At 66.6% G+C, this 15,136-nt stretch carries 16 protein-coding genes; 11 read left to right on the top strand and 5 right to left on the bottom strand.

Annotation, left to right across the window (positions count from 1 at the left end; genetic code table 11):
• Positions 1 to 57 precede the first annotated feature (57 nt).
• The gene (locus LAQ74_RS14285; RefSeq protein ID WP_224333204.1) at positions 58 to 447 is read right to left on the bottom strand and encodes a hypothetical protein; all 390 of its coding nucleotides are present in this window, start codon (positions 445 to 447) and stop codon (positions 58 to 60) included.
• A 156-nt stretch (positions 448 to 603) separates the two neighbouring features.
• On the opposite strand from LAQ74_RS14285, the gene LAQ74_RS14280 reads away from it, so the two are divergent.
• The 3 genes from LAQ74_RS14280 (at position 604) to LAQ74_RS14270 (ending at position 4,646) form a co-directional block, all read left to right on the top strand.
• Positions 604 to 1,893: an amidohydrolase gene (locus LAQ74_RS14280; protein WP_224333203.1), complete on the top strand. Its 1,290-nt coding sequence runs from the start codon at positions 604 to 606 to the stop codon at positions 1,891 to 1,893.
• A gap of 146 nt (positions 1,894 to 2,039) precedes the next feature.
• Complete coding sequence (locus LAQ74_RS14275; RefSeq protein WP_224333202.1) at positions 2,040 to 3,101, top strand: hypothetical protein; 1,062 nt, start codon at positions 2,040 to 2,042, stop codon at positions 3,099 to 3,101.
• Positions 3,102 to 3,359: 258 nt separating this feature from the next.
• A complete protein-coding gene (locus LAQ74_RS14270) occupies positions 3,360 to 4,646 on the top strand; it encodes an adenosylhomocysteinase (RefSeq protein ID WP_224333201.1) in 1,287 nt (428 codons plus the stop codon).
• A gap of 19 nt (positions 4,647 to 4,665) precedes the next feature.
• On the opposite strand, the gene LAQ74_RS14265 is transcribed toward LAQ74_RS14270, so the two are convergent.
• Entirely contained in the window at positions 4,666 to 6,222 is a 1,557-nt protein-coding gene (locus LAQ74_RS14265; RefSeq protein ID WP_224333200.1) for a sensor histidine kinase, read from the bottom strand.
• A 136-nt stretch (positions 6,223 to 6,358) separates the two neighbouring features.
• Here LAQ74_RS14265 and LAQ74_RS14260 point away from each other — a divergent pair, with 136 nt between their 5' ends.
• From LAQ74_RS14260 to LAQ74_RS14250, 3 genes are all read left to right on the top strand, one after another.
• Positions 6,359 to 6,544, top strand: coding sequence for a hypothetical protein (locus tag LAQ74_RS14260; protein WP_224333199.1), 186 nt, complete (start codon positions 6,359 to 6,361; stop codon positions 6,542 to 6,544).
• A 32-nt stretch (positions 6,545 to 6,576) separates the two neighbouring features.
• Positions 6,577 to 7,002 (top strand): Holliday junction resolvase Hjc, encoded by a 426-nt coding sequence (gene hjc, locus LAQ74_RS14255; RefSeq protein WP_224333198.1) that lies wholly within the window; start codon positions 6,577 to 6,579, stop codon positions 7,000 to 7,002.
• 169 nt (positions 7,003 to 7,171) lie between these two features.
• Positions 7,172 to 7,597: a hypothetical protein gene (locus LAQ74_RS14250; RefSeq protein ID WP_224333197.1), complete on the top strand. Its 426-nt coding sequence runs from the start codon at positions 7,172 to 7,174 to the stop codon at positions 7,595 to 7,597.
• A 113-nt stretch (positions 7,598 to 7,710) separates the two neighbouring features.
• Here the strand turns inward: LAQ74_RS14250 and LAQ74_RS14245 are convergent, their stop codons facing one another.
• The gene (locus LAQ74_RS14245) at positions 7,711 to 8,412 is read right to left on the bottom strand and encodes an SWIM zinc finger family protein (protein WP_224333196.1); all 702 of its coding nucleotides are present in this window, start codon (positions 8,410 to 8,412) and stop codon (positions 7,711 to 7,713) included.
• Positions 8,413 to 8,624: 212 nt separating this feature from the next.
• Between LAQ74_RS14245 and LAQ74_RS14240 the strand changes: the two genes are divergently transcribed.
• Positions 8,625 to 8,822 (top strand): DUF7472 family protein, encoded by a 198-nt coding sequence (locus LAQ74_RS14240; protein ID WP_224333195.1) that lies wholly within the window; start codon positions 8,625 to 8,627, stop codon positions 8,820 to 8,822.
• A gap of 20 nt (positions 8,823 to 8,842) precedes the next feature.
• Here the strand turns inward: LAQ74_RS14240 and LAQ74_RS14235 are convergent, their stop codons facing one another.
• Entirely contained in the window at positions 8,843 to 9,928 is a 1,086-nt protein-coding gene (locus tag LAQ74_RS14235; protein ID WP_224333194.1) for a DNA primase large subunit PriL, read from the bottom strand.
• Between the two features lie 831 nt (positions 9,929 to 10,759).
• Here LAQ74_RS14235 and LAQ74_RS14230 point away from each other — a divergent pair.
• Together LAQ74_RS14230 and LAQ74_RS14225 are read left to right on the top strand one after the other, a co-directional pair.
• Positions 10,760 to 11,347 (top strand): DUF7474 family protein, encoded by a 588-nt coding sequence (locus tag LAQ74_RS14230; protein ID WP_224337278.1) that lies wholly within the window; start codon positions 10,760 to 10,762, stop codon positions 11,345 to 11,347.
• Positions 11,348 to 11,457: 110 nt separating this feature from the next.
• Positions 11,458 to 12,852 (top strand): MFS transporter, encoded by a 1,395-nt coding sequence (locus tag LAQ74_RS14225; protein ID WP_224333193.1) that lies wholly within the window; start codon positions 11,458 to 11,460, stop codon positions 12,850 to 12,852.
• A 56-nt stretch (positions 12,853 to 12,908) separates the two neighbouring features.
• Here the strand turns inward: LAQ74_RS14225 and LAQ74_RS14220 are convergent, their stop codons facing one another.
• A complete protein-coding gene (locus LAQ74_RS14220) occupies positions 12,909 to 13,652 on the bottom strand; it encodes a DNA polymerase sliding clamp (protein ID WP_224333192.1) in 744 nt (247 codons plus the stop codon).
• 199 nt (positions 13,653 to 13,851) lie between these two features.
• On the opposite strand from LAQ74_RS14220, the gene LAQ74_RS14215 reads away from it, so the two are divergent.
• Positions 13,852 to 14,391 carry a hypothetical protein gene (locus tag LAQ74_RS14215; protein WP_224333191.1) on the top strand — a complete coding sequence of 180 codons (540 nt, stop codon included), beginning with the start codon at positions 13,852 to 13,854 and terminating at the stop codon, positions 14,389 to 14,391.
• 54 nt (positions 14,392 to 14,445) lie between these two features.
• Entirely contained in the window at positions 14,446 to 15,060 is a 615-nt protein-coding gene (locus LAQ74_RS14210) for a hypothetical protein (protein WP_224333190.1), read from the top strand.
• Positions 15,061 to 15,136 lie beyond the last annotated feature (76 nt).

Raw genomic sequence — 15,136 nt, 5'->3', positions numbered from 1 at the left:
CGGGCGCGGGAGAACTGTCTTTCCCTCCGGTCGCTCTCATCACCTCGGTCGCTTCGGTCACTCCCGCATCGCCACCCCGACGGCGAATCCGACCGCGCCGAGGACGATGCCGACGACGACGCCGACGCTGGCCATGGTCGCGAGGTCGACGCCGAGCGGCGCTTCGCCGCTCAGCGCGAGTTGCAGCCCCGAGACGGGCGCGAGTCCGAGGACAACGCTCCCGAACAGGCCGCCGCCGTTGGCGGCGCTCAGCGCCGAGGGGACCACCATCAGCGCGAGCGTGACCACCGCTCCGGGGACGACCACCAGCGGAAACAGACCGAGACTGCGACAGGCGACGACGCCCATACACTCGGCGGTGAAGAGGAGAGGGATGAGGGCGAGCCACTCGACGGCGTCTTCGTCGCCGACGACGAGGCGGCGAAGCGGGGACGTTGTGAGGGCCATACCGTGTGTTTGTTCGTTTATATTGATAAGTGTTGTTCGCCAAGATTTACCGGCGATACCGCTCCGAAGGTCCGACGTCCCCCGACACGCCTCGAACGCCCGTCGGGCGCTCCGGAAACCGGTCCGCCTTTGGTCGCCTCCCGTCTACCGAGGCACATGACGACGCTTCAGATAACCGGCGGAGAGGTCCTGCGACCCGATCTGTCGGTCGAACGCGGCGACGTACTGGTCGACACCGACTTGGGCGAGATTCTCGCCGTCGGCGATACCGAGACGGGAGACGAGACGCTCGACGCCGCGGGCGGCCTCGTGATGCCCGGTCTCGTCAACGCTCACACGCACGTTCCCATGACGCTGCTGCGCGGCGTCGCCGACGACAAACCCCTCGAAACGTGGCTCAGAGAGGATATCTGGCCGGTCGAGGGCGCGTTCACGCCCGAGGACGTGCGCGTCGGCGCGGAACTCGCCATGGTCGAGATGATTCGCTCGGGAACGACGGGGTTCGCCGACATGTACTTTCACGTGCCCGAGATCGTCGGTGTCGTGGAGCGGGCGGGGCTGCGCGCCCGCCTCGGTCACGGCGTCGTCACCGTTGGCAAAGACGACGAGGCCGCGCAGGCCGACATCGACGAGAGCCTCGACGTCGCCGCCGAGTTCGACGGCGCGGCAGAAGGGAGAGTGTCGACGGCGTACATGCCGCACAGCCTCACGACCGTCGGCGAGGAGGAACTCCGCGAGTCGGTCGCTCGCGCCCGCGACCTCGGCGTTCCCGTTCACTTCCACGCCAACGAGACGACCGACGAGGTCGACCCCATCGTCGACGAGCGCGGCGAGCGACCGCTCGCGTACGCCGACGACCTCGGGATGCTCGGCGACGCTGACTTCGCGGCCCACGGCGTCCACGTCGACGACGCCGAAATCGACCTGCTCGCAGAACGGGGAACGAGCGTCATCCACTGCCCGGCGTCGAACATGAAACTCGCCTCCGGTATCGCGCCCGTCCAGCGGATGCTCGACGCGGGCGTCCCCGTGGGACTGGGCACCGACGGCGCGGCGTCGAACAACGACCTCGACCTGTTCGACGAGATGCGCGACGCGGCGATGGTCGGCAAACTCGCCGCCGAGGACGCCAGCGCCGTCGCCGCCGAGAGGGTCGTCGAGATGGCGACGCGCGGCGGGGCCGAGGCGCTCGGCTTCGACTCCGGTCACCTCGAAGCCGGCGCGAACGCCGACGTCGTCGTCGTCGACTTCGACGCGCCGCATCTGACGCCCGCGCACGACCACGTGAGCCACCTCGCCTACGCGGCCCGTGGCTCCGACGTCCGACACACCGTCTGTGACGGCGAGGTGTTGATGCGGGACCGTGAGGTCCTCACGCTCGACGCCTCGTCGGTGATGCGGCAGGCGACCGAGCACGCCCGCGAGGCGCTCGACCGGTCAATATAACGTCTCGTGAATTTCTCTCTGTAGCACAAATCAACGAACGAGAAGGTTATTTGAACGGTTATAAACGGTTCTCGTCCGTTTTCAACGACCCGAACCGGGTGAACGACGACACCCCTTTATCTACTGCTCGGTTGTCGCTTCGGGTGATGAGTTCAAAGAAACAGACACTCACGCTCGCGTTAGTGCTCTTCTGCACGGCAGTCGCACCGGGCGTCGCAGGTGCACTCGCGGCGGACGCTCCGCTCGACGTGGACGTCGAGCAGGACGACACCGGCGAATCGACGGTAACCGTGACACAGAACGCGACGGCAGTACAGAACGCGACGGTGAACGTGACCGCCGACGGCGACTACTCCGGCGTCGGCAGCTACACGGCCGACGACGACGGGACGGTCGTCCTCCCCGCGCCCGAGTCGTCGGTGAACGTGACGCTGAACGTCACCAACGACTCGCTCGCGACGACCGAGTCGGTCGAGCTCACGCCGTCGACCGAGGAGGGTCTCTCCGTCTCGGTCTCGCAGGACGACGCCGGTGAGCCGACGGTCTCGGTGACCGACAACGGCAGCGCCGTCGAGAACGCGACGGTCGACGTCGCCGCCGACGGCAACGAGTCGAACTACTCCGGCGTCGGTTCGCACGAGACGAGCGAGAACGGTAGCGTCTCGCTGCCCGAACCGACCGAGAACGTGACGCTCGTCGTCACCGCGACGACCGACAACGACTCGGTGAACACGACGACGACACTCACCGTCGCCGACGAGAGACCCATGTCGTTCGGTCAGCGGGTCTCCTCGTTCGTCCAGAGCACGCTCGGCGACGACGACCGCGAGGGCGGCATCGGACAGGTCGTCTCCGAGTTCGTCCGCGGGAACAACCCCGGTCAGGGTGAGGAGAAGCGACCCGACCACGCGGGTCCTCCCGAGGAGACGGGCTCGAACGCCGACCGCGCTAACGTCTCGAACGGGAGCAACGGACACGAACCCGACAAGGGTGACGACCATCCCGGACAGGCGAACGGGACGAACGCCTCCGACGACGGTGACGACGCGGACGCGGACGACGAGAAGGGTAACAGCAGCGACGGTGCCAGTCCGGGCAACAACGGAAACGGCAGCGGAAACAACAACGGCGACGGCTCGCCCGAAATCGACAACGGTCCCGCGGTGACGGGTCCGACCGTCACCGACGACGAACGCGCCAGCGCGTAACCTACCGGTACGGCGCGCCGACGCGGCCGTAGACGCCGACTCCCGCTGACACTCTGCCCTCCGCTCTCGGCCCTCCGTCCGGGCACAGAGGCACCCGATTCGCGCCCGACCGTCGTTTTCCCCGACGCTCCCGCCGAGAGCGGCCGCACCGTTTCCGTCCCCGCTTCGCTCCGGTCTCGCCCCGCGAACGCTCCGCGGCCCGCTCTTCTCGTCTCCGCCTTCGGTACCGTTTTGAGCGCGGTGAGCAAAGCCACAGCCATGAGTACGACGTACGCTCCCGTGAGCGAACACCTCGACGACGTGGAGGCCGCCCGCGCGGAGGGTCGCCGCAAGATGGACTGGGCGCTACAGCACATGCCGATTCTCACCGCGCTCCGCGAGGAGTACGAGGCCGAGAAACCCTTCGCGGGCCAGACTATCGGCATGGCGATGCACGTCGAGGCGAAGACCGCGAACCTCGTCGAACTGCTCGCCGACGGCGGTGCAGAGGTGGCCATCACGGGGTGCAATCCGCTCTCGACGCACGACGACGTGAGCGCGGCGCTCGACGCCCACGAGAACATCACCTCCTACGCCGTCCGCGGCGTCGGCGACGACGACTACTACGCGGCCATCCACTCGGTCGTCGCGCACGAACCCACCATCACCGTCGACGACGGGATGGACATGGTGAAAGTCGTCCACGAGGAGTACCCCGAACTCATAGAGACGATCATCGGCGGCTGCGAGGAGACCACCACGGGCGTCCACCGCCTGCGCGCGATGGACGCCGAGGGCGAACTCAACTATCCGATCTTCGCGGTCAACGACACGCCGATGAAGCGCCTGTTCGACAACGTCCACGGCACCGGTGAGTCCTCTCTCGCTACGATCGCCATGACGACGAACCTCTCGTGGGCGGGCAAGAACGTCGTCGTCGCGGGCTACGGCTACTGCGGCAAGGGCGTCGCCAAGAAGGCGAGCGGCCAGAACGCGAACGTCGTCGTCACCGAAGTCGAACCCCGCCGCGCGCTCGAAGCGCACATGGAGGGCTACGAGGTGCTGCCGATGACCGAGGCCGCCGAGAAAGCCGACGTGGTGCTCACGACGACGGGCAACCGCGACGTCGTGACCCGCGAACACTTCGAGGTGATGAAGGACGGTGTTCTCCTCGCCAACGCGGGTCACTTCGACATCGAGGTGAACCTCGACGACCTCGACGACCTCGCGGTCGACCGCTACGAGGCTAGAGACGGCGTCGAGGCGTTCGAGATGGACGACGGTCGGCGTCTCAACGTTATCGCCGAGGGTCGCCTCGTCAACCTCGCCGCGCCCCTCGCGCTCGGCCACCCCGTCGAGGTGATGGACCAGAGCTTCGGCGTGCAGGCCGTCTGCGTCCGCGAACTCGTCGACAACGGCGACAACTACGGGGCGGGCGTCCACGACGTGCCCGACGAACTCGACCGCGGCGTCGCCGAGATAAAACTCGACGCCGAGGGCGTCGAACACGACGCGCTCACCGACGAGCAGCGCGAGTACATGGGAAGCTGGCAGCACGGGACCTGAGCGCCCGTAAGTAGCACTTTCAGGCCGCGAGAACGCCCGAAAACTCGAAGCGCGCGCCGCCGGATTCGCTCTCGGCGACGGTGACCGTCCAGCCGTGGGCTTCGGCGATGGTCGAGACGATGGAGAGACCGAAGCCGGTGCCGTCGTCGGTCGTCGAGAAACCTCGTTCGAGGACCGTGTCGCGCCGCTCCGGAGGGATTCCCGAACCGTCGTCGGCGACGAAAAAGCCCGGTCTGTCGTCGAGTCGCCCGACGGTTATCGTCACGGTCGACCCGCCGTGTTCGACCGAGTCGTCAGATTTCGCCCGCCCGCTCGTGGAACCGTGTTCCACGGAGTTCTGAAACAGATTCTCCAGCACCTGCCGCAGCCGTGACTCGTCGGCCGCGACGGTGAGATCGGCTTCCACCGACAGCGTCGCCCCCGGGGCGTCGACGCCGAACCACGCCGCCTCCGCGACCGTCGAGAGCGACACCGGTTCGGTCTCGCCGACGACCTTCCCGGCGCGCGCCAGTTCCAACAGCCCCGAGAGCAGGTCCTCCATCTGCTCGATGGCTCGTGACGCGGCGTCCAGCCTGTCCAAATCGCCGGTCTCGCGAGCGAGTTGGATGTTGCCGGCAACGACGTTCAGCGGGTTTCTCAGGTCGTGAGCGACGACGGAGGTGAACTCGTCGAGCCGTTCGTTTTGCTGGCGGAGCGTCGCCTCGGTATCGATGCGCGCGACCGCCTCGGTGGCGTGCGAGAGCAACAGCTCCGCCAGTTCGAGGTCCGACTCGTCGAACGCCTCCGGTTCCGTGGCGACGGCCTGAAATACTGCGCCGTCGCCGAAAGCGATGCTCATCCCCGAGCGAAACGTCTCTTTCGTTGGTTTAGCATCCGCGTGGGACGCGACGTCGCGGACCAGATACGACTCGCCCGTGCGGAGTGTCTTCCCGACCAGTCCCTCGTCGGGACGTCGCGGGCGCGTGTCGTCGCCCATCGACCCGGACGACTGTACCCGCGGAACGATGAGGCCGTCCTCTAGAACGCCGACGGAGCACCGCTCGAACTCCAGCACTTCCTCGGCGGCGGTGACGGTTCGCTCGTACACCGCCGTCGTGGAGTCGCTGGCTTCGAGGTCGCTCGCCACGTCGTGGAGCGTCTCTATCGTCGTCTGCCGCGATTCGAGCGCCCGCTGTGCGCGGACGCGGTCGGTGATGTCGCGCCCCTGCACCACGACGGAAACGACGACGTCGGCGTCGTCTCGAACCGGTTGCAGCGAGACGTCGAGGTGAACGCGCTCGTCGTCCGCTCCGACGCTCGTCGCCTCGAACCGAACGAACTCGCCGTCTGCGGCCCGCTCGACGTGCGTCTCCAGCTCCGACGCCTGCCTCTCGTCGTGCGACCACCACGGCGTCTCCCAGAACAGTTCGTCGGTCACGGCCGCCGTGTCGACGCCGCCGAACGATAACGCCGTCTCGTTGACCCGGCGGAGTCGCCCCTCCAGCGTCAACACGCCGATGAACGAGGTGGGGTCGTCGAACATCGCCTCGAATCGCCACGCCCCCTCTCGCGCGGATTCGTCCGTACCCTCAGCCATAGCGTCGCTCAGGACCCCGACACTATCACTCTGGCCCTTCGCGGCCGGCAGTTCGGCGTCAGCACGCCGACGGACGTTCGACGCCCCGCGCGCCGGGAGACAGAAAGCCTATAGTGAGCCTCGGGAACCGCCGGGCATGGACGTAGACGAGGAGTACTCCCTGCCAATCGCGCTCTTCATGCTCGCCAGCATCGCGAACGTCGCGCTCGGCGTCTCGGTGCTCGCCGTCGCGTGGTTCGCCCTCGGAATCGCCTTCGTCGTCGTCGCGGTGCTCTCGGGACGCGGCGTCGACCCCGTCGCCGACCTGACGCGGCGGACGTAGCCTTTTTACCGCGATTCCGCACAGAACACACCATGTCTAACGCGAAAGGTGACCGTCGCGAGCGCGAACTCGTCAACAGACTCGACGAGGCCGGGTTCGCGGTGATGCGCGCGCCCGCCAGCGGCGCCGCGACGACCCGCGAACTCCCCGACGTGCTCGCCGGCAACGGCGACGTGTTCTACGCCATCGAGGCGAAGTCGAGCGCGGGCGACCCCATCTACCTCACCGGCGAGGAGGTCGAGGCGCTCATCTACTTCGCCCGCAACTTCGGCGCGAAAGCCCGCATCGCGGTCCGATTCGACCGCGAGGACTGGTACTTCTTTCACCCCGGCGACCTCTACGTCACCGACGGCGGCAACTACCGGGTGAAGAAGGAGACGGCGCTGGCCGACGGCGAGGACTTCGCGGAGTTCGTCGGCGAGTCGACGAAGACGACGCTCGGCGACGCCGAATCCTGACCGGCAGGCGTTCGGCGCGGCGCGTTCGGGATTTTTCTCCTCCTCTCTCGGCTCGACAGTCCGGCCGGGTACACCGCCGTCTCTCCCCTCTCAGCCGTCGGCGAGACGGAATCGTTCTGCAAAACCGCAATCATTACATGATTTTCCAGGAAGTCTATATGATATTCACATGCCTCAGAGACGAACCGTTCTCAAAGCGGGCGGCGTCGTCGGTAGTGCCGGACTACTGGGTTTGAGCTCGCTTTTCTTCCGCACTCGTCTCTACGACGTCCGGGTCAGCAATCGGCGGTCGGAGTCGGTCAGCGTAGACCTTCGACTGGATGCGAACGGCGAGACGGTTTTTCGCTCGACGGTCGACTTCGGACCGAGCGAAGTGATTCATCTCCCGTGTGACTGGCCACGGTCGGCGTGGTCCTACCGGATGGCTGTCCGTCTTCCGGAGGACGATACGTGGCACACCATCACGTGGGACGGGAACGGACAGATTTGCAAGAAGATAGTGATCGACGAGGTCGGTCTGGGGGATGGACCGGTGTCGTTCTACGAAGCGGGTGGCTGTCCGACGGCACTCGAGCACAACTCGTGCGACCGCTGATGGGAGTCGGTGTCGACAGCGTCTCGTCGGACCCAGCCGTCTCGATGGGTGAGAACTCCAGCGGTTCGGCTCGGTCGGTAGACCGTAATACAGAAGTCGCGTTGCAATCGCAGCTACGCTTCCGCCAGCGGTAACTGGCTCTGGAAGCCGTCCGCTCGCGGTTGATCGGTCTCCTCGCGGTCGACGTGGCGGAGTCGTGACGCGGGGAAACTGTAGCGCCGCGCGCGGTCGAACGTCAGTTCGCCGTCCACCGCGCGGACGGAGCCGAGATAGACGGCCTCGACGACGGGTTCGTGACCGCCGTACTCCGCGTTGGTCTCGTAGTCGGCGACGGTGCGGCCGGTACCGTCCTCGACGACGACCTCGTCGGCGCGGCGGTGAACGACGTTCGTGACGACGAGCGCCGACCCGCTCTCGCGGTCGCGGACGAACTCGCCGCTCTCGAAGTCGTGGTCGGCGCAGAGCTGCGGGCCGGTCGCCTCGAACGGGACGAACACCGCGCGGCCGCAGACCGCGCAGACGGAGCGTCGCTCGGTCGGCGCCGGTTGGCGTCGCTCGTTCACCTCGATGGCGACGCGGCGCAGGTGCTTACAGCGCGCGCCGCGGATGGCGTAGTCGGGACAGGTACACGAGCGGTCTTCGAGATCGACGACGTACGTGCCGCTGTTCGTTTCGACGACGTAGCGGCGGTCGCGGAGCGGTCGGACGGCCATCGGGTCGGCGCGGGCTCGCAGCGACCGGCCCTCGTAGCCGTCGGCTGGTAGCGTGGTCTTTCGAGTCGCGGATGACGCGAGTGCGTTTCGTGAGTGCGTCATGATTTCACCGGGGCGTGGGCGGCACTCCCCGTAGCTATACGGAGGGGACGGAGACACCTAAACCTTCGGCTAGTGCGTTCGAAACGCCAGAATTCGGCGTAATCGGGGTGTTGGGTTCGGCACGGTTTCGGGGGTGGGCGACGACCGTCCAGCGCGCTCCGCCGGAGAACGGCATCGAAGATGTTTTACTCCACTCGCGGGAAGCCAGCGGCATGGAACTCGATGGGGAGACGCTGCGTGAAATCATCGTCTCCGTTGTCGCCGTCAGCCTCTTCATCGTCGCCGTTCTCTTCATCGGAACGAGCTACGGCGGGTCGAACCTCGACCCGACGGGCGGTCTCGCGCTCGTCGCTAGCATCGCGCTGTTCGTCGTGCTGATGGCTCTCGTCGGACTCTTTCTCTCGCGGTAGCGGACAGAACCGTTCTCTTCTCAGTCGGCGGCGTTCGTTCCGCGTTCGCCCTCGTCGTTGAGCGCCCGCGCGTAGTACGCCAGTGGATGCGTGATGGTCTCGCAGCGCTCGTCCGTGTTCACGCAGTCGCCGTAGGCGACCATGGTTGCACACGACGGCGGCGCGTACTGCGTACCCGCCTCGTCGCGGAGGTACTCCGTCTGGTAGCGGATCTCCTCCTCGTCGAGCGCCGACTGGCGGTAGACCGCGACGATTTCGTCGGTGTCCATTCCGATGCCCGTGAGGAATGCGGTGAGCGCGAACCGCGAGTGGTGGTCCAGCTCCGCGCCGCGTCCAGCGCGTTCGAGCAGGTGTTTCATGCACGGCGGGAACAGGTCGGGGACGACGGTGTCGATGCGGCCGACGGGTTTCCGGTCGGCCAGGAGACCGCGAAGCGAGTCGACTTCCGCGTCGAGTGCCTCGGCGATGGCGTCGTCGCCGACGACGAACGGGAGGCCCTCGGCCACTTGTCGCCGGACTGCCTCGCGGAGCAACTCGTACAGTTCCTCGCGGATGATGCGAACCTCGCCGTCTGCGACTTCGCGGTTGACCAGTCGCCATCTCTTGCCCCAGTCGGGGTCGGAGAGCGTCAGGTACGAGCCGAGCGAGACGCGGTAGGCGTCGTCCCTGCGCGTCGCCGCCGCCTGGGCGTCGGCCTCCGGTCGCACGTCGTCGGTCAGCTCGAACTCCGTGAGAAAGTCGTCGAGTTCGACCGTCGTAGTGCCGGTGCTCTTGAGGCCGTCGTCGCTCGTCTCGAAGTCCTCGGTGAACCGGTCGTACGCCGTCGCCGCCTCGGCGTGGGCGTACTTGCGAACCGCGGCGGGGGCGTCGATGAGCGAGACGAGGATGCGCGCGACGGGGTAGGAGAGCAACTCGTCGCGGGCGGTCCACTCGCCGGGCGTCTCGCTCTCGACGGTGCCGGCCATCAGCGCGCGCTCGACGCGTTCGAGACCGCGGGAGACGGCGGGGTCGTCGCTCGTGACGAGTTCGGAGAGCGCCACGTCCGACTGGCCGACGGCCTCTCTGGCGGCCGCGAAGAACGGGTAGCGGGCGTGGCGCGCGTTCATGGAGCGTACGGTTTCCGGTGGGTATGGATAAATACGGCGGTTATCTGGTGGGTCCGTGGGCGTGTCCCTACACGTCGTTAGAAAAGCGCGCTACCGCGTTCGAAGGTGACTCAGAGAGCTGTCGTCGGACTCTCGTCCGATACTTCCGCCGGTGACCTAGTGGCGTTCGAGCAGTTCGTCGTCTAGTAGTTCGGTCGCCGGCCAGCCGTCGAGTTCGATACCCAGATAGTTTCGGCCGGTGTGCTGTCCTCTCATAGCAACTGTTCTGCAGGGCTGGACACGGAAATATATCACTATTGTGGTAATTGCACAGCAACGATTGGGTTGGTTTGGAGTCGTTCGTTATCGATTTCGGTTGGCACGTCACGACGGTTCGTTCGAAGAGCGACGATTGCGGTGTACGACCAGCGGCAGATTACTGCTGCCGGGCGCACCGAGATGACCCCCCAGCCTCAGACCTCCCCAACCTCGTCGGCGACACGAGCGTCGCCGACTCCACCGGAAGGGCGAAGCTCTTCCGAGCCTGCGCTCACTTCGTTCGCGCAGACCTCGCGCGAGAACAGCGCGGACAGAGCCGCGCCGTGGCGCGCGCCTGAGCGCTCCTCTGTGAGCGCGACGAATGCGCGAGGGGCGAGTAGCGCAGGGAGCGAAGCGACCGAGCAACGCAGTCGGCTGGAGGGGGTGAGGCATCTCGGTGCGCCCGGCGACCGAGGTCTGCGGTCCGGCTTCGCTCGAACTCACGAGATTCTCGCTCGATTCATCTCAGAGGCCATCTCCCAGAACCTCCAACCGCGAAACCTAAGACAACTCGACGAAAACCACCTCCAGACCGTGCCACGCTTCGACTACCCCTGTCCGGGCTGTCTCACCACCAACAGCCTGCACGACGCCGACTGCCGCTTCGAGGGCACCGCGTGGCCCGAGGTGGAGAAAGCCTACACCGACATCGTCTCGCTGCTCTCGGCGGGCCCGAGACACGAGGAGAGCCTCCCCGACGCCGTCCACGGCGAGTGGGGCCCACTGCACGTCGCGGCGCTCGATCGCCTGAAGTACGACGAGCGCCTGCAGGAGGACGAGGGCCGCCTCGAACTGCTCACCGCCGCCGAGTACAAGGAGATGGTCTCCGAGCCGACCCGAGAGCCGATGAAGACCATCTATCGGAAGGGCAGCTACCCCGGCTGTCACGACAACGCCGTCTTCGCCATGATCGCGTGGTACGAGATGGTCGGCCTCTCGTGGGCCGAGACGAAGGAGAACGTCGTCGCGTGGCTCAGAGAGAGCGGCACGTGGACCCGCGGCGGCTTCGAGGAGGCCTCGCCCGAACAGCTCGTCGAGAGCAAGCGCCACGTCTACGAGGCGGGCTACGGCTGGAAAGAGAAGGCGCGGGCGGCGAAAGCCGTCATCGACCGGCACGGCTGAGTCGGACTCTCGTCGGACTGAGTCGGCTCGGTCCGTAAACGCTCGAACTCCCCCTTCTCGGACCGCTCGGCCACGACAGCGTTAGGTCCGCAGACGGCCTCTCTTCTCCAATGAGTGCCCCTCGCGCAGCGACGGCGACAGACGCGGTTCGGAACCCGCGACGGGCGCTCGCCATCGTCGTCGCCGTCGTCTTCGTCGACTTGCTCGGCTTCGGGGTCGTCATCCCGATTCTCCCGTTCTACGTCCGGAGCTTCGGCGTCAGCGACGTGTTCATCGGCCTGCTCGCCGCCTCCTACTCGCTGCTGCAGTTCGGCTTCGCGCCGTTTCTCGGCCGCCTCTCCGACCAGCGCGGGAGACGCCCGGTCATCATGCTCTCGCTCGCCGGCAGCGCCGTCGCGTGGACCATCTTCGGGCTCGCCGCGGAGTTCTCGGCCGCCCTCGGTCTCACGGCGGGCGTCGCCGTGCTGTTCGTCTCGCGGATGCTCGCGGGGGCGATGGGCGGCAACATCGCCGCCGCGCAAGCCTACATCGCCGACATCACGCCCGCCGAGCGACGCGCCGAGGCGCTGGGCCTCGTCGGAGCCTCGTTCGCGCTCGGCTTCGTCTTCGGCCCGGCTATCGGTGGGCTGTTCGCCAGCGATGCCGTCGTCTCAATGGCCCGAGACGTGCTCCCGGCGTTCGTCCCCGCGACGCCGTTCTCGCTACCGAGTTTCGCCGCCGCCGGTCTCAGCCTCCTCAGTTTGGGGTTCGCGGCGCTGTTCCTCGAAGAACCGTCGCGGAGTCGCGGTACCGCCCCGCGGACGACGCTCGTCTCGCAGTTCGCCGACGCGCTCAGGGACCCGAATCTTCGGGGCCTCGTCGTCTCCTTCTTTCTCGTCTCCGTCGCCTTCTCGGGTATCCAGGTGATGTTCATCCCCTTCGCGGCCGACGTCTACGGGTACCAAGAGACGCAGACGGCGTTTCTACTCACCTACATCGGCGTGTTGGGCGTGTTCAATCAGGGCGTCCTGGTCGGCCGACTCTCGCGGCGCTACCGCGACGCCTCCATCGCCGTCGCCGGAGCGACGGTTCTGCTCGTCGCACTCGCGGCGATTCCGTTCTCGCCGGAACTCGGGTCGCTCCTGCCTGCTGTCGACGCGCCGGCGTACCTCACGCCCGCGCTCGTCGCTCTCTTAGTCGTCCTCGCGCTGCTCTCACTCGGCAACAGCCTATTGAACGTCGCGCTGACGACGCTCGTCTCGAAGGCGACGAGCGCCGAAACCCAAGGAAGCGCCTTCGGCGTCACGCAGGGGGCGGGCAGTCTCGGTCGGACTGTCGGCCCGCCCGCGATGGCGGCGCTGTACGTCTTCACCTACTGGTCGCCGTTCGTTGCGGGTGCGCTGCTCGTGCTGCCGATTCTGGCGATTCTCGTGAGTCTCGCGCGCGGACGGGTCGACGTCCAGGTGGACGACAGAGTGGACCGAGCGGTCGGCGAGACCGACGGTGGGGACACGAAAAACGAGTAGTTACGTACGCGGTCGAAATCGAAGAGGGAGACCGAACGAAACGAAGCCGGAGCGACTCAGTCGCTCTGGATACGCGGCGCGAGCATGTACGTCACGTGACCCATGCCCTCGCCGAACTCGTAGTGGAGTTTGACGGGGAACTCCTCGCCGAGTTCGACGGTGACCTCGGCGTCGGAGGGAATCGCCTTGTTCATGTCCTTGAGGTAGTCGAGGCTGAACAGCGAGTCGGCGGGGCCAGCGGAGAGGTCGATGAGGTCGTCGCGGCCGAGTTCGAGGTCGACGTCGTCGGTGTCGCCCTCGGCTTCGATGTGGAACGTCTCGGCGTCTTCGTCGACGCGGAGACCGATGTGGTCCGACACCATGTCGGCGGCTTTGATACCGCGGTCGAGGTGGGTGCCTTCGACGACGATGGTCGCCGGGAGGTCGAGGTCCGGGATGTCCGGTTCCTGTCGGATGGAGTCGGGGTCGATGAGCGCGAGCGTGTAGGAGAGACCTTCGATTTGGATGTGAAGCTTTCGCGTCTCCTCGTCGAGTTCGAGGTGGATGAGGTCGCCGGTGTTCGCCATCCCGGCGATGTCCTCCAGTCGCGAGAGGTTGACGCCGATGACGCCGCCGTCTGCTTCGTAGGATTCGAACGCTGCGGCGTCGAGCGAGAGGTCGACCATCCCCACGTTCGCGGGGTCGACGGCTCGAATGGCGAGTTCGTCCTCGTTGAGTCGAATCTTACACTCGTCGACCAACACGCTCACCGAATCGAGCGCGTCCCGGAGCGTCGACGCGCTCACGATGGCCTGGAACATATGTGGCGACCTACGAGAGGGGTATTAAAAATACCCGTGGTTTAGTGCGTGCGCGTGCGCGCATGACCCCCGAGGTGTCCGGTGATTCCCCGCCGCGCCCGTTCGAAAACGGCGGCCGCCGCGCGCGAACTCGGGCAAGACGTACCTGCGCACGCAAGCAGTCGAACTGTCGGACTCTCTCCGGTAGATATCTCACACCATGCCGGAACTCGAAACGTCACGAGAGCTGTCGCGTGCGGAGGTCGCCGCGTACCTCCGCGAGTTCGCCGACGAACTCGACCGCCGAGGCGACGACACGACGACACAGCACGGCGAAACTCACGGAACCGGAACGACCGACCGGACGACCGACGCCCGGATGACCGGGACGGACGCCGACTCGCGAACGTCGCCGACGGACGCCACGGACGCGTCGACGACTGCCGAGGCTAACACCGAGGAGACCGCCGAAACCACGACAGACGCAGCAACCGACGATACCGCGGCCGCCGACGTCACGGCCGACGACACCACGGGCGCCGACGCCGACCGATCCGACTCGACGACGGGCTATCGAAAAGTGACGTTCCTCGTCGGCAACGACAGCGCGACCATCAACCCGCCGGAGACCGTCGCCTTCGACGTCGCCGTCGACTCCGATTCGTCGCTGATGGAGACCGGAACCCGCGAGCGCGTCGACTTCTCCATCGCGTGGAACGCCGACGACGTCCCCGAGGACGACGAACTGCGAATCGAGTAGACGGACGCGTTCGACAGAAAATATTTATTCCACGTCGAGAATCGCTTTGCCGACATGCCCTCCAGACGACAACTCCTCCGTTCGGTAGCGCTCGGTTCGACTGCCCTCTGTGCCGGCTGTGTATCCGATTCGACGGGGCCGGAGTCGCCGGCCGACCCCTCGCCGTCTCCATCACCCTCTCCCTCGCCGTCCCCCGGGACGACCGACCAGTCTCGAACCGACCGAACGACCGAACGGCGAACGACACGCGACCCGGACCAGTACGAGGATCGATTCTACGTCGAGAACTTCGACGACGAGGCGCACTGCCTCTCGGTGTCGGTCGCCCGCGAGGACGACGGCACCGACGACTCGGACGACGACCCGGTCGTCGACGGCGTCTATCGCGTCAGCGCCGAATCGGGTTTGGACTTCGGCGTCGTCGGTCCGCGCGGAGCGCGCTTCGAGGTGAGCGCCCGACTCGACACCGGCGCGTCGCTCGACGAGACGTGGTCGCTCTCCGCGTGTCCCCCGGAGTACGACACGCGGGACGGCCGCTCGGCGGCGGTGCGAATCGACGAGGACGGCGAGTTGGGATTCGCTGCCAATGCGTGTGACGTCGTCGCCGTCGGCTACGAACTCGGCGGATACGTGATTTCGCCGAGCGAGAGCGACTGCGAACTCGACTGATTGCTCCTTCGCTTCACGTCCGGTGTTCTTCTCCTCTCGCCCCCGAACGAAGGCGTTTACCGGCTTCGCGCGCAAC

The organism is Haloprofundus halobius (assembly GCF_020097835.1).
GTDB classification, from domain to species: Archaea; Halobacteriota; Halobacteria; order Halobacteriales; family Haloferacaceae; genus Haloprofundus; species Haloprofundus halobius.
Note: the sequence above shows the minus strand (reverse complement) of the source record. Positions and strands in the feature narration are given on the sequence as shown.